We start from the raw sequence: 22,654 nt of genomic DNA, 5'->3' as shown, positions 1-22,654 counted from the left end.
AGAACGGCGACATTCAGAGCTTGAACTCGTAATATTTGATCGTGTCCTCATCCCCATCAAAGCGGCGATAGAGGCCATTGGCTGCCTCATTGTCGAGTTCGGTGCCCAGCCAGGCTTCCTTGCACCCCAGCTCCCGCGCCCAGGCGAACAGTTCGGTCAACATGGCCGTCGCAATGCCCTGCCGCAGATAGGCGCTGCTCGTTCCCACTTCATCGACATAAAACTCGGTGACCTTGTCCGGGTGGTAATGGACCACGCCCGTGCATTGCCCGACGACCAGATCGCCATCAAAAGCCAGCACCATCAGATGCCCCGGCGCGGCGAGATAGGTCGCCAACCGGTCTGACTGCACGGGTTCATCGAACACATCGGCGGCGATGTTGGTGAGGAGGGACGCGTCTGGGGCCGTTATCCGGCGACAGACGACGCTCATGGGTTAGACACCAGCCAGCGCGTCGCGGTCTTTCTTGCTCAGGCGTTCGCTTTCGCTCTTGAGCTGGCCGCAGGCGGCGAAGATGTCGCGGCCGCGCGGGGTGCGGACGGGGCTGGCATAGCCGGCTTTGTTGACGATATCGGCAAAGCGCTCGATGCGGCTCGAGGGGGAGCAGCCGTAATTGGTGCCCGGCCAGGGATTGAACGGGATGAGGTTGATCTTGGCGGGAATCCCGGCCAGCAGCCGCACCAGTTCGCGCGCATCGGCATCGCTGTCATTGATGCCGTCCAGCATCACATATTCGAAGGTGATGCGGCGGGCGTTGCTGAGGCCCGGATAATTGCGGCAGGCGTCGAGCAGCTCGGCGATCTTCCATTTCTTGTTGATCGGCACCAGCACGTCGCGCAGATCGTCATTCACGGCATGCAGGGAAATGGCCAGCATGACATCGATCTCGCGGCCGGTCGGCTCGATGAACGGCACGACGCCGGACGTGGACAAAGTGATGCGGCGCTTGGAAAGGCTCATGCCGTCACCGGCCGAAGCGATCAGCAGCGCCTGCTTCACATTGTCGAAATTGTAGAGCGGCTCGCCCATGCCCATCATCACGATATTGGTGATGGCGCGGCTTTCCCCGCCAGGGACCAGGCCCCCATCATCCGGGCGCACACCACCGGGAAAATCACCCAGGCGTTCGCGGGCCATCAGAATCTGGCCCAGGATTTCGCCCGCCGTCAGATTGCGCACCAGCTTCTGCGTGCCGGTATGGCAAAAGGTGCAGGTCAGCGTACAGCCCACTTGCGAGGAGACGCAGAGCGTCCCGCGATCTTCCTCGGGGATATAGACGGTTTCGATTTCGACCGGGGGATAGTTCGGATTGGCCGGATCGCGGAAGCGGAACAGCCATTTGCGGGTGCCGTCGGACGAGACCTGCTCGGAGGCGATCTCGGGGCGATCGAGAATAAAGGTATCGGCCAGCTTCTGCCGCACCGGCTTGGCCACATTGGTCATGCGCTCGAAATCGGTGACGCCATTGACATAGAGCCAGTTCCACAACTGGCTCGCGCGCATGCGGGCTTCCTTGTCGGCGGCGATGCCGGCCGTGGTCAGCGCCTCGGCCAATTGCAGCTTGCTCAGGCCGATCAGCGACGGCCGGCTCGCCGCAGCGGGGCGGATAGCAGACGAGTGATCGAGATTAAGCGCAATGCTCATGGCAAAGGGGTCCAGACGTGACGGAAGCGCGGGCCAATAGCATATAGGACAGCTTTAGGCAAAGTCACGGGGCGGGGAGGTGCTTTGCTTGCGGCGCAGGGACCCCAGTAGACCTCATCCTGAGCTTGTCGAAGGACGAGGGCGTGGCACACCGGCCTCCACTCGCTCGACCTCGTGGTTCGACAAGCTCACCATGAGGTCTTCTTGGCAGCGGCGCTCACCCGGCGCCGTTGCTAGCAGCTGCTCGCCGATTGCGATGCAGCGGTCGCGCCGGACAGCGAAAAGGTCTGCACCACTTTGATGCCGGCAGCGCTGGTGCCTTCCACGGTCAGGCTCGACCCGGCGCGGATGGCGCTGGCGAGCGCCCCCGACTGGGCGGCATCGTCGAGCCATGCCGCATCGTTCTGGGTGAAGAGATTAAAGCTCTGCCCGCTGACGGTCACCGTGGCCATGCTGTCGGGCTGGAAGGAGAAGCCGGCAACCAGGTTGAATTCATTGGCGACACTCTCGCCCGGCCGGTTGGTGATATAGAGATAGCTTTGGGTATAGCCATCGGGCTCGGGCTGCACGCTGGTCGGCTTGGTCATGGCAAAGCATACTGCGCCCGCGCTGTCATTGGCGGCATAGCTCGACCAGGCCCGGTGCTCGCCCAAGAGCCGCACTGATTGCGCCATGGCTGCATGGGGCAGCATCACAATGGCGGCAAGAGCAAGTGCGGCAGCGAGTTTGGTCATCTTGGCCTCTGGATATGCAATGGGGCGAGCCCTTTTGGACCCGCCCCGAATTATGGCGTTTCGCCCGAACCGGGCAAGGCAAATTACGTGCAGCGAAGTTACTTGCAAGCCGCGTCGATGGCGTTGACGGCCGCGGTGGCGCCGGACAGCGAATAGGTGTCGGTCGTATTGGTGCCGCGCTGGCTGGTGCCCTTGATGACGAGGTTACTGCCCGCCTTGAAGGCCGCCACGAACCCGGCTTCATCCCCGGTCGAGGCGAGCCAGGCGGCCGAGCCTTCGGTGACCATGGGATAGGTCTTGCCATCGATGGCCGCGCTCGCGCCGGCATTGGTGGAATTATAGGGATAGCCGATGATCGTCTGCACCTCGTTCTTGGTGCCCATGCCCTTGCGATGGATGATCATGAAATGGATCGGGTCGCGATTGGCGCCGGCCGGCTCGCTTTTCTGCGGCGTCGCCGACACATAGCAGATCACGCCGGAAGCATCGGTCGCCTGCCAGGCGGTCCAGGCGTTGAAAGTCCCCAGTTCGGTCGCCTGCTGCGCTTGGGCGGCAGGGGCCAGAGCCATGATTGCGGCGACCGCGAGCCCAAGCGTCAGGCCACCGGTTTTCGTCGTCATTGCCAATTTCTTCCTCATCATCAGATCCGGGTTGGGAGGAGCTTGCCCGCTTCAACTTGCCCCAACATGGTTACCAAGGTGTCAAACGCCGCCGCATCCAACCGATTTGTCTCAAATGCGAGCCAATCGCGGCGGCATTTTGGCGTATAGCCCATCATGGCCCCCGGTTTGCGCCGTCGCGGTTAACAATGTGCTAACACTTGCGTTACCTTAAGCGGCCAAAGGATAACTTTGCTCCACCACATAGGGGCCGCCCCCCACCGAATCCTTGCTCGAATAAAGCACGAACCGGCCCACCGGAAAGCTCAACGGCTCGAACCGCCCGGCCTCGGCCATGAAGCGGGCGACATCTTCGGCGCTGGAATTGCGCAGGCGCGCCAGCGACACATGCGGCACGAATTTGCGCCCTTCCGGCGGCAGGCCGGCCCGCTGCAATACCCGCTCCTGCGCCGCCTGCAGGCGGGTCAGCGCCTCGTTCATCTCCACCCCGGCATAGAGCGCGCGCGGCTTGTCGCCGCCGAAAATCCCCAAATGCGTCAGGCGGATGGAAAAGCGCAGCGAATTGGAGAGCCGATCGAGACTATCGACCACCTCATTGGCGGTCTGGTGATCGACATCGCCGATAAAGCGCAGCGTGATGTGGTAATTTTCGGGGTCGATCCAGCGCGCCCCGGTCAACCCGCCCCGCTTGAGCGAGAGGGCAAATCCCACATCGGCCGGGATTTCGAGGCCGGTAAAGAGCCTGGGCATGGGCTCCTCCTCTAGTGGATCAGTCACGCGATTCGTGGTTTGACCCTAACACAAGCGCGTCATGGGGCCAGTCCAAACGTCGCGGGGCCCCGTTCGGTCTTGTAAACGACTGGTCTCCCATCCATATTGTGCGTCAAGTGGCGAAACAATGCGCCCACCGGCGGTGCAACGGACCGCTCTACCAATTGGGAAAGGAAACCGACTATGGCTGAATATGACCGTCAGACCCTCGGTGCGCGGGCCGGCTCGGCCTTGGCCATCGACGAGGGCCTGCGCAGCTACATGCTGCGCGTCTACAATTACATGGGTATCGGGCTGGTTGTGACCGGGCTTGCTGCCTGGTTCGCTGCTTCCGCCGCCATCACCACCAATCCGGACGCCGCCGTGGGCCAGCTGGCCAATGGCCAGTATGTCACCCAGTGGGGCGCCCTGCTCTATGCAAGCCCGCTGCAATGGGTCGTGATGCTCGCGCCGCTCGCCTTTGTGATGGTGCTGAGCTTTGGCATCAACAAGCTCTCGGTGCCGGCCGCACAGGCCGTGTTCTGGGCCTTTGCCGCCATTATGGGCGTGTCGCTCAGCTCGATCTTCCTGGTCTATACCGACGCTTCGATCGCCAAGGTGTTCTTCATCACCGCCGCGACCTTTGGTGCCATGAGCCTTTACGGCTATACCACCAAGCGCGACCTGACCCAGATGGGCAGCTTCCTGTTCATGGGCCTGATCGGCCTGATCATCGCTTCGCTGGTCAATATCTTCATGCAGTCCTCCATGCTCGAATTCGCCATCTCGGCGGTCGGCGTGCTGATCTTTGTGGGCCTGACCGCCTATGACACGCAGAAGATCAAGGAAGGCTATTCGGAGTCGCACGGCGCCGATGTGCTGGCCAAGGGCGCTATCATGGGCGCGCTGAGCCTCTATCTCGACTTCATCAACCTGTTCCTGATGCTGCTCCGCCTGTTCGGCAATCGCGAGTAAGCACCAGCTTCCTTGATTGGACGATCAAGGAATTTGGTTGGACGACAGATCGGACCGCATCCTAAAAGGGATGCGGTCCTTTTCTTTTGCCGGGTTATGAGCCGTGTCCACCCCCATCCTGCGTCCCTTCGCCTGGGCCGATATTCCCGCCATTACCGCCATCTACCGGCACTATGTGGAAACCACGGCGATCACCTTTGACACCGAGGCACCGGGCGAAGCGGCCATGGCGGAAAAATTCGCCCATCTGGTCGCGCTGGGCCACCCCCTGATGGTGGCCGAACAGGATGGCAAGGTGCTCGGCTATGCCTATGCCAGCTTCTATCGCCCCCGCGCCGCCTATCGCTTCACCTGCGAGGATTCGATCTATCTCGACCCCACGGCGACCGGCAAAGGGCTGGGCAAGTTGCTGCTGACCGAGCTTCTGGCGCAGTCGAGGGCCTTTGGCTTCAAGCAGATGCTGGCGGTGATCACGGCCGACACCGCCAATTCCATCGCCATCCACGAAAAGTTCGGCTTTATCCGGGTCGGGCGCTACGAAGCCGTCGGCTACAAATTCGATCGCTGGCACGACATCGTGCATCTGCAACTGGCGCTCTAGCCGATGACCATCCTGCACCTCATGGTCGGCCTGCCCTGTGCGGGCAAGAGCACCAGGGCCAGGCAGCTGGAGGCCGAAACGGGTGCATTGCGGCTGACGCCGGACGAATGGCACATCCAGCTGTTCGGCGACGACGTGGCCGACCCCGACCACGACCGGCGCCATGATGCGGTCGAAGTGCTGATGTGGCGGGTTGCCAGTGTGGCGCTGCAGAAGGGGATCGACGTGATCCTCGATTTCGGCTTCTGGGCCCGCGTCGAGCGCGAGGACTTTGCGGCCCGCGCGGCGGCGTTGGGGGCCATGACCAAAATCCATTTCATGGATGTGCCGCGTGACGAGCTATTGGCTCGCCTGGCGCGGCGCAATGCCGAAGCGCCCGAGCATGCCTTTATCATCCCTGAGAGCGACCTGCTGGGCTGGCTGGCGCGCTTCGAGCCACCGACAGCGGATGAACTGGCTGTGATCGCGGCGGCCGGCCGCCGGCAGCACTAGACCTCATCCTGAGCTTGTCGAAGGGCGAGGGCGTGACATAGAAGCCTCCACTCGCCCGACCTCGTGGTTCGACAAGCTCACCAGGAGGTCTTTCACAATCAGGACGCATCGATGACGCCGCAAAAAACTCTGGCCCATGATGCCTGGAGCCCCTTCCACCCACGCGAACTGGCGCAGCGGCTTGCGGGCGTGTCGCGGCCCTGGTGCATTGTCGGCGGCTGGGCGCTGGACCTCTGGCATGGTCATGAGACGCGCGAGCATGAGGATATCGAATTCACCGTGCTGCGCGGCGATGTGAGCCTGTTCCGACAAGCCCTGTCGGACCTCGAATTCTATGCGACCGGCAGCGGCATGGTTGACTATCTGCCCGATGGGCAGGAGCCGCCCGCGGATATTTTCCAGATCTGGTGCCAGGACCCGGCGGCGCAGCGCTGGCGGGTCGATATGATGATCGAGCCGGGCACGCCGGATATGTGGGTCTATAAACGGGACCCGGGCGTCACCCGACCGCGGGCCGAGATGGTCGCGGTGACGCCGGATGGCCTGCCCTATCTCAAGCCTGCAGCTATCCTGCTATTCAAGGCAAAGCTGGCCCGGGATAAGGACGTGGCGGATTTTGCCAACGCGGTGCCGAAGCTGGAAATCGCGGAACGGGCATGGCTGAAGGCGATGCTGGAGCGGGCGCATCCGGGGCACGAATGGATTGGGCGGCTGTAGAGCCGCGATCTGCGGCGCCAGCTACACCAACACTTTCCACATGGGATAGCCGTTGACCACTCGGCCGCTGGCTTGCGGGCCATCCGCTTGCCAGCCACGGCTTTCATAGAAGGCGCGGGCTGTGCTGGTGCTTTCGAGCCGGCCTTCGCGATGGCCCAGCGCGACGAGCGCCTGTTCCAATCGGGCGAGCAGGGCTGTGCTGATGCCGGCAAAACGCGCTTGGGGAGCGACATAGTTGAGCGCCACTGTGCCGTCCTTCGTTACCGCGCCGACGGCCACGATCGCGCCGTCGCGCTCGGCCACGTAGAGTTCGAGATCGGGATTGGCCAGCATGCCGGCGACGCCCGCTTGGCTCTTATTGCGCGTCCAGGCGGCAATGGCGCCGGCATTCTTGCCGTGGTCGGCGGCGCAGAGTTCGGTGATCGAGGCGGTCAGCACCTGGCTCATGGCGGGCACATCGGCCGCAATGGCGCGGCGAATGCGCAGTGTCACCCCACCACCGCCAATTGCGGATCGAGCACGCGCAGCACCTGGCTGAGGTCATGGCCGCGCTTGAGGATGCGGCCCTGCTGGTTGGTGACCGAATATTGCCCCTGGCGATTGCGCAGCTTGGGCGATTTTTCGACGATGAACAGCGGGCGTTCGGAGACGCGGGCGTAAATGGAGAAGACGGCGCGCTCGCGCAAAAAGTCCATGGCATAGTCGCGCCACTCGCCTGAGGCCACCTTGCGACCATAGACCGACAGGATCAGCATCAGCTCGCGGCGATCGAACGCCACGATGGGCATGGCCTTGGCCTGAGGCACACTGGAAGGCGCCTCTCCGGAATGGACCAGAGCCAGGCTAACCGTCTTGTCATGCGGCGTACGGCCTTGCACCGGTAACGCTCTCTCCGCTTGTCAACGCAGTGTCATGATTGCGGCATTTGCCTTTGCGCGCAAGGGTGCATGTCCAATCCTATGGCGGGGAGACAAAATACCCAATTTCGAACACAGTTTTTCCCTCACAGCGCCAGATTGGGCGGTCAGGTTCTCAGCATTGCCTCCAGTGGTTGGCAGCCGGACCGAACGAGCCCCCAAACCATGACGTTCGGCTGCCAACCAACCTTTTAGTTGACCAAGTCAGTCTATCGCTCCCGTTCTTGCCCCCAGGAACGGGAGTTCTTTTTGTCTGGACGCCGGCTTAGCGTTCGAAGGCTGCGGCGCCCAGGATCGGGCCGGGCAGCCCATCCTTTTCCTGCTGCACGATGACGGCCATGCCGGTATTTTCCGCCAGCATTTCGGGCAGCGGTAGTTTGAGATCCGCCCCCGTCGCGCTTTCCCACATGCCCAGCGCCTGCCGGCCGGTCACCACCTGGGTATAGACCATGGTCTTGCCGGCATTCTCGCCCTTGTCGATGGCGACATCCGCCCGATCGAGATAGGTCACCAGCCACACCACCGCATTGCCGAAATCGGCATTGGGCGGCACGGCGATCTTGAGCATGTCGTCCTGTCTGGTGATGTCCACGGACAGGGGGAGCGTCGCCCGATCGAGCGCTCCATGCACTTCGTTGCGGCGCGAACCGACCACGCCCTTGTCGCCATTGACTACCATTTGCGGGGTATAGATGCGCGAGGAGCCCCAGCTTTTGGCATAGGCGCGCTGGCGATCGGAATAATCGGCTTTGCCGAACGTGTCTTCCCAGCCGACATAATCCCAATAATCGACATGATAGGCGAGCGCGATGACATCGCCCTCTTCGGCGAGGCTGGTCAGCAGCGCATCGGCCGGCGGGCATTGCGCGCAGCCTTGGCTGGTAAACAATTCGACCACGGCCTTGGGGCGGTCATGCACTTTTTCCGCACCGGCCGGAAGGGCCAGGAGGAGGAAGGCGGCAATGCCGGAGACCGGTGCAAATAGGGAACGGGATATCATGGGCAAACTTGTAAGCTGGCCCTGACAAGCCCCGCCAGTCAAAAGAGGGTGAGAGCAGGAAAAACGCCGCCAGCGTTTCCTTCATGCCACGGTGCAAAGAAAATGGCGGCCCCGAGGCACCGCCATTTCCAATTCGGCAGGTGAGCCGTGTTTACGCGGCGACGAGGCTGCGCAGCACGTAATGCAGGATGCCGCCATTCTTGTAGTAATCGAGCTCATTGGCCGTATCGATGCGGCAGAGGGTCTGCACATTGAGCACGCTGCCATCGGCGCGGGTGATCTTGACGGTCACCTGAGCGCGCGGCGCGATCTCGGTGACGCCTTCGATATCGACGGTTTCCGAACCATCCAGCCCCAGGCTCTGCCAGCTCTCGCCGTCCTTGAACTGCAGCGGGATGACGCCCATGCCGACCAGGTTGGAGCGATGGATACGCTCGAAGCTCTGGGCGATGACAGCGCGCACGCCGAGCAGGTTGGTGCCCTTGGCAGCCCAGTCACGCGACGAGCCCGTGCCATATTCCTTGCCGGCAAAGATCACCAGCGGCGTGCCGGCGGCCTGATAGGCCATGGCGGCGTCGTAGATCGCCATCTGAGAGCCATCGGGGCCCTTGGTATAGCCACCCTCGACGCCATCGAGCATCTGGTTCTTGATGCGGATATTGGCGAAGGTGCCGCGCATCATCACTTCATGATTGCCGCGACGGGCACCATAGGAATTGAAATCGCGCGGGGCGACCTGGCGTTCTTCGAGATATTTGCCAGCGGGGGTCGAGGCCTTGAACGAGCCGGCCGGGGAAATGTGGTCGGTGGTGATCGAATCAAGGAACAGTGCGAGCACCTTGGCCTTTTCGACATTGGTGATGGGCTTGGGCTCCATCGACATGCCTTCGAAATAGGGCGGGTTCTGCACATAGGTGGAAGACGAATTCCACTTATAGGTCTCGCCGCCATCGACGGCGATGCCCTGCCAATTGGTGTCGCCCTTGAACACGTCCGAATAGCGGGCGCGGAACATTTCGGCGGTCACGTGCTTGCGCACGATCTCGGCGATCTCGTGGTTGGAAGGCCAGATATCCCTCAAGTAGACCGGCTGGCCATTGCTGCCAATGCCGAGCGGCTCGGTGGTGACATCGACATTGAGCGAGCCGGCCAGCGCATAGGCCACCACCAGCGGCGGGGAGGCCAGGTAATTGGCGCGCACATCCGGATTGACGCGGCCTTCAAAGTTACGATTGCCCGACAGCACCGAGCAGGCCACCAGCTTGTTCTCGTTGATGCAATCGGAAATGGCCTGCGGCAGCGGGCCGGAATTGCCGATACAGGTGGTGCAGCCATAGCCGACAAGGTTAAAGCCCAGCGCGTCCAGATCTTCTTGGAGGCCCGCGGCGGTCAGGTAGTCGGTAACCACCTGCGAGCCGGGGGCCAGCGAGGTCTTGACCCAGGGCTTGGAATTGAGCCCCAGCGCCCGCGCCTTGCGGGCAACGAGGCCCGCGGCCACCAGCACCGAAGGATTGGACGTATTGGTGCAGGAGGTGATCGCGGCGATCACCACATGGCCGTCATTGATACCATATTCCGCGCCTTTGACGGGGAAAGCGGCTTCCTCGGGAATGTCGTCGACGCCGGTGGCGCCTTCATCGACAAAGCGCGATTCCTGCTTGTCGGCCGGCAGGCGGGTGCGTTCGGCACGGCCACCGGCCAGCTCGGGCAAAGCCTTGGCGAAGGAGGTAGCAGCATCCTTGAGGGCCACACGGTCCTGCGGACGTTTGGGACCGGAGAGCGAGGGAACAACGGTCGAGAGGTCGAGGTCGAGCGTCGAGGTGAAGACCGGATCGGGCGAATTGGTTTCGCGGAACATGCCCTGGGCCTTGGAATAGGCTTCGACCAAGGCAACGCGCTGCGGATCGCGGCCCGAGGTGGTCAGGTATTTCAGCGTATCCGTATCGACCGGGAAATAGCCGCAGGTCGCGCCATATTCGGGGGCCATATTGGCAATGGTCGCCTGGTCTTCGAGGCTGAGGTAATCGAGGCCCGGGCCGTAGAATTCCACGAACTTGCCGACCACGCCCTTCTTGCGCAGCATTTCGGTGACGGTCAGCACCAGATCGGTGGCGGTGATGCCTTCATTGATCTTGCCGGTGAGCTTGAAGCCCACGACTTCGGGGATCAGCATGGTGATCGGCTGACCCAGCATGGCAGCCTCGGCCTCGATGCCGCCCACGCCCCAGCCCAGCACGGCCATGCCATTGACCATGGTCGTGTGCGAATCGGTGCCCACCAGGGTGTCGGGATAGGCGACGGTTTCGCCATTCTCGTCCTTGGTCCACACGGTCTGGGCCAGATATTCGAGATTGACCTGATGGCAGATGCCGGTGCCGGGGGGCACGACGCGGAAATTATCGAAGGCCGACTGGCCCCAGCGCAGGAATTCGTAGCGCTCGCCATTGCGCTCATATTCGAGCTCGACATTTTGCCCGAAGGACAGCGCCGTGCCGAAGCTATCCACCATCACCGAGTGATCGATGACCAGATCGACGGGAACCAGCGGATTGATCTTCTGCGGATTGGCACCGAGCTTGGCGGTGGCGTCGCGCATGGCGGCAAGATCCACCACGGCGGGAACGCCGGTGAAATCCTGCATCAGCACGCGGGCCGGACGGTAGGAGATTTCATGCTCGGAGGTGCGGGTCGTCAGCCACGTAGCGACGGCCTCGATATCGGCCTTGGTGACCGTGCGGTTGTCTTCGAAACGCAGCAGGTTTTCCAGCACCACTTTCATCGAATGGGGCAGGCTCGACACGCCCTTGAGGCCGTGCTTTTCGGCTTCGGCGATGGAATAATAGGTATAGGTCTTGCCGCCGACCGTAAGGGTCGATTTGGACTTGAAGCTGTTTACTGAGGTCACGGTGCTCCGCCCTTTGCTGGAATTGCTGCTGACGCGACAAGCGCAGTCGGAAAAGCTCCCGAAATCCGCCGGATAGCGCCGCCTTTTCTGGAATGACTCCAATCTGTGACGGCTTATAGACACTAAAGATTGCCCTTGCCAGTCTTGCCTTTGGTTCAATACGAGATGGGGTCATGACGCAAAGGCAAGCCTATCCATCTTTAGTGCTGCGCGCGCAGGGGCTTGCCTGTGGTCGCGGCGGCTTGCCGCTGGCCGATGACATGAGCTTTGCGGTCCATGGCGGCACCTGTCTTTTATTGCGCGGGCCCAATGGCACCGGCAAGACCACGCTGCTGCTGACACTGGCCGGGATCGTCGCGCCACTCGCCGGATTTTTTGCCCTGGAAGGAGCGGACCCAGAGGCTGGGCCGCTGCTGCATTATAGCGGCCATCGCAATGCCACCAAGCCGCGCCTCAGCGTAGCGGAAAATCTGGGCTTCTGGGCCGCGGTCAATGGCGCGACAGGCGATAGCGTGGAAACCGCTCTTGATCGCGTCGGACTGGGTGATCTGGCCATGCTTGATGCGGGTTATCTCTCTGCGGGGCAAAGCCGGCGCCTGGCATTGGCGCGGTTGCTCGTGACGCAGCGGCCGGTCTGGCTGCTCGATGAGCCGACGGCGGCACTAGACGCCGAGGGCCATCAATTGGTGACCGACCTGATCGACGGACATCTGGATGCCGGCGGCATTGCCATTGCCGCCACGCATGACCCGATCACCCTGCCCGATGCCGCCCGCATGGAAACCCTGGCTTTGGGCAAGGCCGCATGAGGGCATTTTCCGCCATTATCGGCCGTGAACTGGCGCTGGCTTTGCGCGGTGGCGGCGATGTGCTGACGCTGGTGCTGTTCTTCATCATCACCGGGGCCATCGTGCCCTTTGCCGTTGGCCCCGATAAAGCACTGTTGGCCACCATTGCGCCGGGCATTATCTGGATCGCGGCCTTCCTCGCCATGCTGCTGGGGCTCGACCGGCTGTTCCGCCCCGATCATGAAGACGGCACGCTGATCCTGCTGCGCCATGCCGAGCTGCCGCTCTCGGCCACCATTGCCGCAAAAGTGATCGCCCATTGGTTGCTGACGGCGCTGCCGCTGATACTCGCCAGTCCGATCCTTGCCGTGCTGCTGGCCATGGATCTTTCCGCCTTCTGGCGCATGGTGCTCTCGCTGCTGCTGGGCACCCCGGCACTGGCCGCTTTCGGCGCCATTGGCGCGGCGGTGACCGTGGCGATAAGGCGCGGCGGGCTGATCGCCCCCATTCTCATCGCACCCCTCTCCGTGCCCGTATTGATCTTCGGCACCGGGGCGATCAGCGCCACCCAATCGAGTGCCGCGCTGCTGTTTCTTGCGGCATTGAGCCTCATGGCCGTGGCGCTGGCTCCCTTTGCCGCCGCCCTTGCGATAAGCTCGGCCGAGGATTAGAGCGCTGATGTCATGACTATCCAAACCACACCCAAACAGAGCTGGTGGAGCCGCATCGCCCATCCCGGGCAATTCGTCGCCTGGACCCGTCCCCTGCTCTGGCCGCTCACCATCCTCACCGTCCTGCTGTTCGTGGTGGGGCTATGGTTTGCCCTCTATAATTCGCCGCAGGATTATCAAATGGGCGATACGGTACGCATCATGTATGTGCACGTACCCACCGCCTGGCTCAGCCAGTTCGTCTATGCGGTGATGGCGGTTTCGGCACTGGGTTCGCTGGTCTGGCGCCACCCCATGGCCGATGTGTCGATGAAAGCGGCAGCGCCTCTAGGCGCGACCTTTACCGCTCTGGCGCTGTTTACCGGCTCACTCTGGGGCCGGCCCACCTGGGGCACGTTCTGGGAATGGGACGGGCGCATGACTTCGACCCTGGTGCTGCTGTTCATCTATCTGGGCATTATTGCCCTATGGCGCGCCTTTGACGATCAGCTGCGCGCCGCTCGCGTCATTGCCGTCTTTACCCTTGTGGGCGCTGTTAACATTCCCATTATCAAATTCTCGGTCGATTGGTGGAGCACGCTGCACCAGCCCGCCAGCGTCTTCCGCGCCGACGGCCCGCGCATGCCGGGCTCAATCCTGACGCCGCTTTTTGTGATGTTTTTCGCGTTTACATTCCTGTTCCTCGTGCTGCACCTCAAAGCCATGCATACCGAGGTCAGCCGCCGCCGGGTCATGGCGCTGGAGCGGCAGGCCGCGCAGGGAGCCAAATCGTGATCGATCTCGGGCCGCACGCCGTTTTCATCGTCGCCGCCTATGCCGGAGTGACCTTGGCCGTCGCCGCACTGATTGTCTGGACCCGCCTCGATGCACGGCGTGTCGCCAAAAAACTGGCAGATCTCGAAGCCCGCGGTATTCGCCGCCGCTCGGCGGGTCCGGCCTGATGCGCTATGTGCTGTTTGCCCTGCCGCTGCTGCTGCTGGTCGCGCTGGTTGCGATCTTTGCCTCATCCATGGACCGCGACCCTTCGCTGGTCCGCAGTGTCCTGATCGACAAGCCCGCGCCGGCCTTTGCCATGGAAGCAGTGCCCGAACTGGGCGTTCCGGGCTTTGATACTGCTGCGCTCAAGGGCGAAGTCACCGTGGTCAATGTCTTTGCCAGCTGGTGCCTGCCCTGCCGGGCCGAGCATCCGCTGCTCGAGGCACTCAAGGATGTCGCCAAGGTCCGCCTCTTCGGCATCAACCAATCCGATGCGCCCGAAAACGCCCGCGCCTTCCTCGCCGAACTGGGCAACCCTTATGACGCAGTCGGCGCAGATCGTGACCGGCGTGTCTCGATCGATTGGGGTGTCTATGGCGTGCCCGAAACCTTCGTGGTCAATGCCGATGGCATCATCACCTTCAAGCATGTCGGTCCGCTGACGCCGCAGGCGGTAACCGATCACCTGATGCCCGCCATCGAAAAGGCCCGGCTCTAGCATGGCGCTCCTCTGGCGCAGCATATTACTGGTCCTGATGATGGGAGGAGCCGCCATGGCCGACGATCTCATTACCGCCGCCCGCCAAGGTGACATTGCCGCTATAACGGCGCAGATCGCCGCTGGAGCCGATCTGGAAGCGCGCGATGCCGAGGGGGCAACGGCCCTGCTGGTCGCGACCCATGCCAACAATATCGAGGCGGCAAGGTTGCTGATCGAGGCCGGGGCCGACGTCAATGCCAAGGACGCCATTGCCGACAGCCCCTATCTCTATGCCGGGGCACGAGGGCACCTCGAAATCCTCAAGCTGACGCTGACCCACGGCGCCGATCTGACCAGCACCAACCGCTATGGCGGCACGGCCTTGATTCCGGCCGCAGAGCGCGGCCATGTGGAAACCGTAGCGACGCTGATCGCGGCGGGCGTCGCTGTCGATCACGTCAACCGGCTGGGCTGGACTGCGCTGCTGGAGGCCATCATCCTTGGAGATGGCGGGCCGCGTCACGTCGCCATCGTCAAATTGCTGCTCGACGCCGGGGCCGATCCAAACCTGGCCGATGGCGACAAGGTCAGCCCGCTCACCCATGCCCGCAATCGCGGCTTTACCGACATGGTGCAGCTGCTGCAGCGGGCCGGCGGCCGCTAGACCCCGCTTTCCGGCTAGAAATCGCTGGTCAGACCTTTGATTTCCCAATCGCCGTAGCGGCCGGGTTCGAGCCCGCCGCGGCCGCCTTTTTCCCGCGGGGCAAAGGCGGTTTTGCCGTCGATGGCGCGGCGGCGTTGCTCGGCTTCCGCCAGCGCGCGCTGGGCCGCGGGGGTCAGCGGCGGCCGCGCTTCGCCCTCATCCGAACTCTGTTCTGCATCACTCATTGCAGGCTTCCCAATTGTGGTATGGTCATGCGCCTTGCATGAAACCGTCGCCGTCACAACATAGTTGCAGGAAAGACGAACCCCAAGAGGCTCCGATGTTCAACATGTTTCGCACCTCCGTCCTGATCGCGGCGCTCACGGCGCTGTTCATGGTGGTGGGCTATTTCATCGGCGGCACGGGAGGCATGATGATCGCCTTGCTGTTCGCGGCGGGGACCAACCTGTTCAGCTACTGGAATTCCGACAAGATGGTGCTGCGCATGCAGAACGCCGTCCCGGTCGAGCGCAGCCAGGTGCCCGAGCTTTACGACATGGTCGATACGCTCTCGCGGCGAGCCGGCATTCCCACTCCGGCGGTCTATGTCATCCAGTCCGACCAGCCCAATGCCTTTGCCACCGGCCGCAATCCGCAAAATGCAGCGGTGGCGGTCTCGACCGGCCTACTGCGCACGCTCGAAACCCGCGAAGTGGCCGGCGTCGTGGCGCATGAGCTGGCCCATATCCGCAATCGCGACACGCTGACCATGACCATTACGGCGACCTTTGCCGGCGCGATCTCCGCCTTGGCGCAGTTCGGCCTGTTCTTTGGCGGCGGCAATAATCGCGACAATCCGCTGGGCGGCATTGGCGCATTGCTGATGGTGTTCCTCGCCCCGCTGGCCGCCATGGTGGTGCAGATGGCGGTGAGCCGCACCCGCGAATATGAGGCCGATAAGCACGGCGCCGAGATTTCGGCGGACCCGCTGGCGCTGGCCTCGGCGCTGAACAAGATTGCCGGTGCCGCCCATCGAACCGTCAATGTCGCGGCTGAGCGCAACCCGGCTATGGCGCATATGTACATCATCAATCCCCTGTCGGGGCAGCGCATGGACAATCTCTTTTCCACGCACCCCGACACCGCCAATCGCATCGTGGCCTTGCAGAAGCTTGCAGCGGAGATGCAGGTGAACGATAAGGGCGCAGCGCCTCAGCCCCGTTCGCCATCGGCATCACCGTCTCGCGGCACGAGTGGCAACAGCACGAGCGGCTGGCGCGTGCCCCCCACCGGAAGGTCCGGCGAGGGTGGTGGACAAAGCGGTCCCTGGGGATAATTCGTAAGCGTGGCACCAAAATCCGAACCGGCGGGGCTCAAGCTCCGTCTCGTTGCCGCCCAGCGGCTCAAAGCCGTTCTGGCGGGCGACAATTTTGTTCCCCTCAATGCGGCTGACCTGGCCGACGGGCGCGATCGCGCGCTGGCCAACCGGCTGATCACCACGGCCCTGCGCCGCCAGGGCCAACTCAATTTCATTCTCCATGCCGTGCTCGACAAGGGCATGCCCGCCAAGTCAGGCACTTTCGAAGCCATCCTGCGCCTGTCGCTGGCCCAATTGGTGTTTTTGCCCGATCTGGGGGCACATAGCGCGCTGTTCCTGGCTGTGGAAGCCACCAAGCGCGATCCCAAGGCGCGGCATCTGTCGGGCCTGATGAACGCCGTGTTGCGCAGCGCCCAGGCCAATTCGGCCAAATTCGGCATGCTGAGCGACGATCTGCTGATCCCCGATACCTTTGGCGATACCTGGCTGGGCGCCTATGGCGAAGCGGCCATTGACGGCTTTTCCGATGCCCTGCTCGCCGGCGCCCCGCTCGATCTGACGCTCAAGAGCAATGATCCCGACCTGATCGACACACTGGGTGCGCAGGTCGCCCTGGCCGATACCGTTCGCATCGAACAGCGCGACCGCCCCGTCGAGGCCCTGCCCGGCTATGCCGAGGGCCAATGGTGGGTGCAGGATGCGGCTTCCGCCATCCCCGCGCGCCTCCTGGCGCTGCAACCGGGGGCGCGCGTGCTCGATCTCTGTGCTGCACCGGGCGGCAAGACCGCCCAATTGATCAAGGCCGGCTATGCCGTGACCGCGCTCGATAGCGACGCCACCCGCATGGAACGCCTGCGGGGCAATCTGGCCCGGCTCGACTACACCGCCGAAACCATTGTCGGGGATGCCGGCACGTTCGCGCCCGCTTCGCTCTATTCGGGCGTGTTGCTCGACGCGCCCTGTTCGGCCACCGGCACGTTCCGCCGCCATCCCGAAGTGATCTGGCATCGTTCGGTGGGTGACGTTGCCGGCCGCGTACGGCTGCAGCGGGCTTTGCTGACCAATGCCTTTCGCTGTCTCGATACTGACGGAACTCTGCTCTATTGCGTTTGCTCGCTTGAGCCGGCCGAGGGCGAAGAGCAGGTCGATTGGGCGCTTGATTCGCTGCCGGGACTCGAACTCTTCCCGGTTTCGGCTGCCGATCTGCCTGGTCTCGAGCAGGCGGTAACGCCCAAAGGGCTGGTGCGCACCCATCCGGGCATGAGCCCGAATGGATTGGCTGGGGGCATGGACGGATTCTTCGTGGCGCGCTTCCGCCGCCGGCGCTAGAATCGGCACGGGGGCGAATGGCAACGATCGGGGGACGTTGCACCGCAAAGGATTTGGGTCGTTGAGGTTTTTGACTAGCAAGAGACTGATCCCGGGCGCGCGGCGCGCGGGCGCAGTTTGATGTCCGGACAGATTCGATTCGCGCTGCGCCGGCTGTTTCTGGGCTTGGCCGACACCGTCGTGACCCTGCCGGTTCTGCGCTGGACCTGGCGGGGCCTGGCCGACGACGCTTTTGCCGGCGAATTGCCCGAATTCCGTCCCTCCGATCGCGAAGCCGTGCGCGACATGATGAGCGGCCGCTATCTGCTGGCCTCCAAGCTGGTGGAAACCGGGGGCGCCTCGCCCTTCGGGCTTGAGGCCGAGCACCAGGATTGGTGGCTCAACCTGCATGGTTTTTCCTGGCTGCGCCATTTCCGCGATGTGCGTGACCCCGGCGAGCGCAAATTTGCCCGCATGCTGGTGCTCGACTGGATCAGCCGCGAAGCCCAGTTCGAACGCGACACCTGGGCGCCCGCGCTCTGTGCCCAACGCATACTCAATTGGCTGCGGCATTTGCCGCTGTTGCTCGACGGGGCCAATCCCGAACAGGCCAAGACCATTCAGCGCGTGCTGGGCACCCAGATCCAGAGCCTGAAAGTGCGCGCACCGCTGACCAGCGACCCCATTGAAGCGCTCTACGCTGCCATTGCCCTGCTCGGCGCCGAAATCTGCGACCAGGACGACAAGACCGACGTGCCGGCCCGCATTGCCAAGCTCAATACGATATTGGCTAGCCAGCTCGATGCCGATGGATTGCATTTGTCACGCAATCCCAAGCTGCAATTGCAGCTGCTGGTGGAATTGGCCAGCGTCCGTCGCGCCGCCGGCAGCTACAAGACCGAGGAAAGCAACGAGCTGGGCGCCCAGATCGATCGCATGCATGAAAGCCTCGATGCACTGACGCTGTCGAGCGGCGAGCCCGTCTATTTCAATGGCGCCGGACAATTACCCCATGATGTGCTGATCGCCGTGCAGGCGCTGTCGCCGCTGCGCAAGCGGCGCTCCCTGCTGCTGGGCGGTTATGGCATTCTGCGCAATGGCGAAGCGGTGGTGATCGCCGATTCCGGCCGCGTGCCGCCCAAAGGGTTTGATGCCGAGGCCCATGCCGGCGCATTGGCCTTTGAATTCTCCCATGGCAATGAACTGATCCTGGGCTCCTGCGGCCCCGCCCCGGCGGATCTACCGGAAAGCCAGGCGCTGTTCCGCCAGACCGTCGCCCATTCGGCCCCGTCCATCGATGCCGAGGACGCCGAGCGGACGCCGCCGATCATCGCGCTCGACACGGCCGATCACCTGCTGACGCTTGGCACCACCGGCTATGCCAAGCGCTACGGCGTTGACCTCGAACGCAGGCTGACCTTGCTCGCCGAAGGCACCACGCTGGTGGGGCAGGACCGCATGATCGCCAATGGCACGCCATCGGGCCTGCTCTCGGTGCGCTTCCATCTCGCGCCCAAGGTCATGGTGCGGCGGGTGTCCGGCGAGGGCCTGGTGCGGCTGGTGCTGCCCAATGGCGCGGTCTGGAGCTTTTTGTGGGAGGGCGCCGATTTCCATGAGGAGGAAAGCGTGCGCCAATCCTCCTATCTCGGGTTTCACAAGACACGCCAGCTGGTGCTGGAGACCGAAGCCGCCGCCGACCGCGAGATCGCTTGGATCTTTACGCTCGAACAATAGTGCATGGTTCCCATTGCCGCCGCTTCGTGCTAGCGAGCGCGCAGAATTTCCATTCTCTCTGCGGGACATTTTTGATGAGCAAGACGGTCAAGGTCGGGCGCGCACTGCTTTCGGTATTCGACAAATCCGGCATGGCCGATTTTGCACGGGGCCTGAGCGAAGCGGGCGTGGAGCTGGTCTCGACCGGGGGCACGCATAAGCTCATCAGCGATGCGGGCCTTAAGGTCCGCGAGATTTCCGACCTGACCGGCTTTCCCGAAATGATGGATGGCCGCGTCAAGACGCTGCATCCTAAAGTGCATGGCGGGCTGCTGGCGGTGCGCGGCAAGGCGGATCATGCCGCCTCCATGGCCGAGCATGACATCGGCGCCATCGACCTGGTTGCGGTCAATCTCTACCCCTTCGAAAAGACCGTCGCTTCGGGCGCCTCCTATGACGAGATCATCGAAAATATCGATATCGGCGGCCCGGCCATGGTGCGCTCTGCCGCCAAGAACCATGCCTATGTGACGGTGGTGGTCGATCCCACTGACTATCCGGCCATTCTCGAGGCCATCAAGGCCACGGGCGGCGTGCCCTTCGAGCTGCGCCAGAAGCTGGCCGCCAAGGCCTATGCCCGCACCGCCGCCTATGACAGCGCCATTTCGAGCTGGTTCGCCAAGGCGATCGACTATCCCGAAATTCCCTATCGTAGCTTTGCCGGCACGCTGCGCGAAGTCATGCGCTATGGCGAAAACCCGCATCAATGGGCCGGCTTTTACGCCAATGGCGACAGCCGCCCGGGCGTCGCCACCGCCACCCAGGTGCAGGGCAAGACGCTCAGCTACAACAATATCAACGATACCGATGCCGCTTTCGAGCTGGTCAGCGAATTCGACCCCGCCCAGGGCGCGGCCGTCGCGATCATCAAGCATGCCAATCCCTGCGGCGTTGCCGTGGCTGGCGATCTGGTGACTGCCTATAAAAACGCCCTGCGCACCGACCCGGTCAGCGCCTTTGGCGGCATTGTCGCCACCAATCGCGAGATCGACGCGGCGACCGCCGAAGAGATCGTCAAGGTCTTCACCGAAGTGATCGTCGCCCCCTCGGCAACGCCCGAAGCTCAGGCCATCATCGCCGCCAAGAAGAACCTGCGCCTGCTGCTGACCGGCGGCCTGGCCGATCCCAAGGCCGATGGGCTCCTCGTCAAATCCGTCGCGGGGGGCCTGCTGGTCCAGTCGCGCGACAATCGCAATGTCGATGATTGCGATATCAAGGTGGTGACCAAGAAGGCCCCGAGCGCAGCGGAAATGGCCGATCTGCGCCTGGCCGCCAAAGTCGCCAAGCACGTCAAGTCCAATGCCATCGTCTATGTCAAGAACGGCGCCACGGTCGGCATCGGCGCCGGGCAGATGAGCCGGGTCGATTCAGCACTGACCGGCCATCGCAAATCGATCGACGCCGCCAAGGCAGCCGGCATTGAAGGGGCCTTGTCGCAAGGCTCCGTCGTCGCCTCGGATGCCTTCTTCCCGTTTGCCGATGGGCTTGAGGCGCTGGTCGCCGCCGGCGCTACGGCCGTGATCCAGCCCGGTGGCTCGATGCGCGACGACGAAGTGATCGCCGCCGCCGACGCGGCCGGGATCGCCATGGTGATGACCGGGATGCGCCATTTCCGGCACTGATCGGCCTGCCTATTGCTGCGTTACCGAATTGTAACGGGACCGGTAAGAGCTTCTTGAGATAGACCTGTCACATTGGCCGCACCCGTTTCTGCCAACGGCCAATGTGTTAGGGGCACGCATGCTGAGGCAAAGGGACGTTTTGGGGTCGCTGCTGCGAACGGGTTTGACCCGCTCGCTGGCGTCGCTAGCGAGCGGCATAGGAGCCGGCCAGGAAAGGCGCGGTGCGGCCCTTTCCAGATTAACCACTCTGGCGAGTATCCTGGCCCAAATTGCCGCCCTGCCTAGTTTTGGTGTTATTGGCGTGGCCATAGTAAGTTCACTTAGCCGTGTGCTGACTTACAGTCTATTGTGCTGGCGGTACGCGTTCAAAACGGGGCTCGACCCCACGATCTTTGATATTTTGCGGCTCGGTCCCGTTCGGGGGGACAGGACGGCGCCGCCGACGAGACACATCTGGTGAAAAACGAACCATGAGCATGTCGATCCCATCCCCCCGTTCCAAGGGCGCCATTATCCTGGGCGGGTCGCACGGCGCCATCGCGCTGGCACGCAGCCTTGCCGGGCAAGGGCTCGACGTCTGGTTTGTCACCAATTTCACCCCGCTGCCCCGGTTTTCCAATGCCGTGCATCACTGGGCCGAATGGCCGGGCGCCGAAAATCCAGGCGCTATCGAGGCGCTTGAAGCGCTGGTGCACAAGCACAGCCTTGAAAACTACCTGCTCATCCCGGCCGCTGACGAGGATGTCAAGTTCGCCGCCCAGCAGCGTGAGCGGCTCTCGAGCCTGCTGGTGGTCACATTACCCGATTGGGCGCAGCTGCAATGGGCCTGCAACAAGGCGCTGACCTATCAACGCGCCGCTGAATTGGGCATTGCCGTGCCGCGCATTTATGTGGTGGGCGACGATCTGGCTGCAACCGCCGCCAGCATCGAGTTCCCGGTGGTGCTCAAGCCCACCATGCGCATCGCGGTCAATCGCTTTACCCAGGCCAAGGCCTGGCGGGCCGACAATGCGGCCGAGTTCATCGACCTGTTCACCCAGGCTGCGCAATTGCAGCAGGGCAAGGACCACATCGTTGTGCAGGAATATATTCCTGGCGGTGGCGAGACCCAGTTTTCCTATGCTGGCCTGTGGTGGAACGGCACGCCGCGCGCCAGCTTTGCCGCGCAGCGAACCCGGCAGTTTCCGGTGGAGTTCAGCTATACCTCGACCTTTGTCGAAACCGTCGAGCAGGCCGATGTCATCGCCAAAGGCGAAGCATTCCTCGCCTCCATCGGCCATCACGGCCTGTGTGAAATCGAGTTCAAACGCGATCCCCGCACTGGCGAGCTCAAGCTGCTCGACGTCAATCCGCGGCCGTGGTCCTGGTTCGGCCTGGCCCAGGCGGCGGGCATGGATTTTGGCGCCCTGCTGATTGCGCTCAGCGCCGGCGAGACCGTCGACCCGCCCGTGGCACGCCCGGGTGTCGGCTGGATGTTCATGCTGCGCGATGGCATTGTCGGCCTGCAATTGCTGGCCCAGGGCAAGTTGCGCCTAGGTGATTACCTGCGCTCGATCGGCCGCACGCGCACCCTCGCCACCTTTGCCTGGCGCGATCCCAAGCCCGGCCTGATCGAGTTGCCGCTGACCGCCTGGCGCTTGTTGCAACGCCGGATCAAACCGGCTGGCGCCCTGACGCCGGCCGCCAGCACTGCAGCAAGCACGATTTCGGAATAGCCAG

General features: G+C 63.0%; 25 protein-coding genes. 15 read left to right on the top strand and 10 right to left on the bottom strand.

Annotated features, from left to right (window positions below; all coding sequences use genetic code 11):
• Positions 1–13: 13 nt before the first annotated feature.
• The 5 genes from N8A98_RS09730 to thpR form a co-directional block, all read right to left on the bottom strand.
• Entirely contained in the window at positions 14–433 is a 420-nt protein-coding gene (locus N8A98_RS09730; protein WP_262170985.1) for a GNAT family N-acetyltransferase, read from the bottom strand.
• Positions 434–436: 3 nt separating this feature from the next.
• Positions 437–1,645 (bottom strand): dual-specificity RNA methyltransferase RlmN, encoded by a 1,209-nt coding sequence (rlmN, locus tag N8A98_RS09725; protein ID WP_113123374.1) that lies wholly within the window; start codon positions 1,643–1,645, stop codon positions 437–439.
• 233 nt (positions 1,646–1,878) lie between these two features.
• Entirely contained in the window at positions 1,879–2,379 is a 501-nt protein-coding gene (locus N8A98_RS09720) for an invasion associated locus B family protein (protein WP_262170984.1), read from the bottom strand.
• A gap of 98 nt (positions 2,380–2,477) precedes the next feature.
• Positions 2,478–2,999: an invasion associated locus B family protein gene (locus tag N8A98_RS09715; protein WP_113123372.1), complete on the bottom strand. Its 522-nt coding sequence runs from the start codon at positions 2,997–2,999 to the stop codon at positions 2,478–2,480.
• A gap of 210 nt (positions 3,000–3,209) precedes the next feature.
• The gene (gene thpR, locus N8A98_RS09710) at positions 3,210–3,749 is read right to left on the bottom strand and encodes an RNA 2',3'-cyclic phosphodiesterase (RefSeq protein ID WP_113123371.1); all 540 of its coding nucleotides are present in this window, start codon (positions 3,747–3,749) and stop codon (positions 3,210–3,212) included.
• 204 nt (positions 3,750–3,953) lie between these two features.
• On the opposite strand from thpR, the gene N8A98_RS09705 reads away from it, so the two are divergent.
• The 4 genes from N8A98_RS09705 (at position 3,954) to N8A98_RS09690 (ending at position 6,534) form a co-directional block, all read left to right on the top strand.
• Positions 3,954–4,724 (top strand): Bax inhibitor-1/YccA family protein, encoded by a 771-nt coding sequence (locus tag N8A98_RS09705; protein WP_113123370.1) that lies wholly within the window; start codon positions 3,954–3,956, stop codon positions 4,722–4,724.
• Positions 4,725–4,827: 103 nt separating this feature from the next.
• On the top strand, positions 4,828–5,325 hold the full coding sequence (locus N8A98_RS09700; protein WP_262170979.1) for a GNAT family N-acetyltransferase: 498 nt from the start codon (positions 4,828–4,830) through the stop codon (positions 5,323–5,325).
• Positions 5,326–5,328: 3 nt separating this feature from the next.
• Positions 5,329–5,817: a P-loop nucleotide/nucleoside kinase family protein gene (locus N8A98_RS09695; protein WP_262170977.1), complete on the top strand. Its 489-nt coding sequence runs from the start codon at positions 5,329–5,331 to the stop codon at positions 5,815–5,817.
• 111 nt (positions 5,818–5,928) lie between these two features.
• The gene (locus tag N8A98_RS09690) at positions 5,929–6,534 is read left to right on the top strand and encodes a nucleotidyltransferase domain-containing protein (protein ID WP_262170975.1); all 606 of its coding nucleotides are present in this window, start codon (positions 5,929–5,931) and stop codon (positions 6,532–6,534) included.
• A gap of 21 nt (positions 6,535–6,555) precedes the next feature.
• Here the strand turns inward: N8A98_RS09690 and N8A98_RS09685 are convergent, their stop codons facing one another.
• The 4 genes from N8A98_RS09685 to acnA all read right to left on the bottom strand — a co-directional run bounded on the left by N8A98_RS09685 (position 6,556) and on the right by acnA (position 11,356).
• A complete protein-coding gene (locus N8A98_RS09685; RefSeq protein ID WP_262170973.1) occupies positions 6,556–7,026 on the bottom strand; it encodes a GNAT family N-acetyltransferase in 471 nt (156 codons plus the stop codon).
• Positions 7,023–7,412, bottom strand: a complete 390-nt coding sequence (locus N8A98_RS09680) for a DUF2794 domain-containing protein (RefSeq protein WP_390888819.1) — start codon at positions 7,410–7,412, stop codon at positions 7,023–7,025. The genes N8A98_RS09685 and N8A98_RS09680 overlap by 4 nt, the downstream gene beginning before the upstream one ends.
• Before the next feature lie 304 nt (positions 7,413–7,716).
• On the bottom strand, positions 7,717–8,451 hold the full coding sequence (locus tag N8A98_RS09675) for a DUF1223 domain-containing protein (protein WP_262170971.1): 735 nt from the start codon (positions 8,449–8,451) through the stop codon (positions 7,717–7,719).
• 151 nt (positions 8,452–8,602) lie between these two features.
• The gene (gene acnA, locus N8A98_RS09670) at positions 8,603–11,356 is read right to left on the bottom strand and encodes an aconitate hydratase AcnA (protein WP_262170969.1); all 2,754 of its coding nucleotides are present in this window, start codon (positions 11,354–11,356) and stop codon (positions 8,603–8,605) included.
• A gap of 173 nt (positions 11,357–11,529) precedes the next feature.
• On the opposite strand from acnA, the gene ccmA reads away from it, so the two are divergent.
• Genes ccmA through N8A98_RS09640 form a run of 6 tightly spaced genes read left to right on the top strand, consistent with a single transcriptional unit; the run spans position 11,530 to position 14,935 of the window.
• Positions 11,530–12,165, top strand: coding sequence for a heme ABC exporter ATP-binding protein CcmA (gene ccmA, locus N8A98_RS09665; RefSeq protein ID WP_262170967.1), 636 nt, complete (start codon positions 11,530–11,532; stop codon positions 12,163–12,165).
• Positions 12,162–12,815 carry a heme exporter protein CcmB gene (gene ccmB, locus N8A98_RS09660; RefSeq protein WP_262170965.1) on the top strand — a complete coding sequence of 218 codons (654 nt, stop codon included), beginning with the start codon at positions 12,162–12,164 and terminating at the stop codon, positions 12,813–12,815. The genes ccmA and ccmB overlap by 4 nt, the downstream gene beginning before the upstream one ends.
• A gap of 12 nt (positions 12,816–12,827) precedes the next feature.
• On the top strand, positions 12,828–13,589 hold the full coding sequence (locus tag N8A98_RS09655; RefSeq protein ID WP_262170963.1) for a heme ABC transporter permease: 762 nt from the start codon (positions 12,828–12,830) through the stop codon (positions 13,587–13,589).
• On the top strand, positions 13,586–13,756 hold the full coding sequence (gene ccmD / locus N8A98_RS09650; protein ID WP_315974543.1) for a heme exporter protein CcmD: 171 nt from the start codon (positions 13,586–13,588) through the stop codon (positions 13,754–13,756). Before N8A98_RS09655 ends, ccmD begins: the two co-directional genes overlap by 4 nt.
• Positions 13,756–14,289 carry a DsbE family thiol:disulfide interchange protein gene (locus N8A98_RS09645; RefSeq protein WP_262170961.1) on the top strand — a complete coding sequence of 178 codons (534 nt, stop codon included), beginning with the start codon at positions 13,756–13,758 and terminating at the stop codon, positions 14,287–14,289. Before ccmD ends, N8A98_RS09645 begins: the two co-directional genes overlap by 1 nt.
• 55 nt (positions 14,290–14,344) lie before the next feature.
• Positions 14,345–14,935, top strand: coding sequence for an ankyrin repeat domain-containing protein (locus N8A98_RS09640; RefSeq protein ID WP_262170960.1), 591 nt, complete (start codon positions 14,345–14,347; stop codon positions 14,933–14,935).
• A gap of 14 nt (positions 14,936–14,949) precedes the next feature.
• On the opposite strand, the gene N8A98_RS09635 is transcribed toward N8A98_RS09640, so the two are convergent.
• Entirely contained in the window at positions 14,950–15,159 is a 210-nt protein-coding gene (locus tag N8A98_RS09635; RefSeq protein ID WP_262170959.1) for a DUF1674 domain-containing protein, read from the bottom strand.
• Positions 15,160–15,254: 95 nt separating this feature from the next.
• Here N8A98_RS09635 and htpX point away from each other — a divergent pair, with 95 nt between their 5' ends.
• The 5 genes from htpX (at position 15,255) to N8A98_RS09610 (ending at position 22,650) form a co-directional block, all read left to right on the top strand.
• Positions 15,255–16,250, top strand: coding sequence for a zinc metalloprotease HtpX (htpX, locus tag N8A98_RS09630; RefSeq protein WP_262170957.1), 996 nt, complete (start codon positions 15,255–15,257; stop codon positions 16,248–16,250).
• 9 nt (positions 16,251–16,259) lie between these two features.
• Entirely contained in the window at positions 16,260–17,561 is a 1,302-nt protein-coding gene (locus N8A98_RS09625) for an RsmB/NOP family class I SAM-dependent RNA methyltransferase (protein ID WP_262170955.1), read from the top strand.
• Positions 17,562–17,681: 120 nt separating this feature from the next.
• The gene (locus N8A98_RS09620; RefSeq protein ID WP_262170953.1) at positions 17,682–19,274 is read left to right on the top strand and encodes a heparinase II/III family protein; all 1,593 of its coding nucleotides are present in this window, start codon (positions 17,682–17,684) and stop codon (positions 19,272–19,274) included.
• A gap of 74 nt (positions 19,275–19,348) precedes the next feature.
• Positions 19,349–20,935: a bifunctional phosphoribosylaminoimidazolecarboxamide formyltransferase/IMP cyclohydrolase gene (purH, locus tag N8A98_RS09615; protein ID WP_262170951.1), complete on the top strand. Its 1,587-nt coding sequence runs from the start codon at positions 19,349–19,351 to the stop codon at positions 20,933–20,935.
• 476 nt (positions 20,936–21,411) lie between these two features.
• Positions 21,412–22,650 carry a carboxylate--amine ligase gene (locus N8A98_RS09610; RefSeq protein ID WP_262170949.1) on the top strand — a complete coding sequence of 413 codons (1,239 nt, stop codon included), beginning with the start codon at positions 21,412–21,414 and terminating at the stop codon, positions 22,648–22,650.
• Positions 22,651–22,654 lie beyond the last annotated feature (4 nt).

The sequence above is a fragment of the Devosia neptuniae genome (assembly GCF_025452235.1).
Classification (GTDB): Bacteria; Pseudomonadota; Alphaproteobacteria; order Rhizobiales; family Devosiaceae; genus Devosia.
This window is presented reverse-complemented; position numbering and strand designations above follow the sequence as displayed.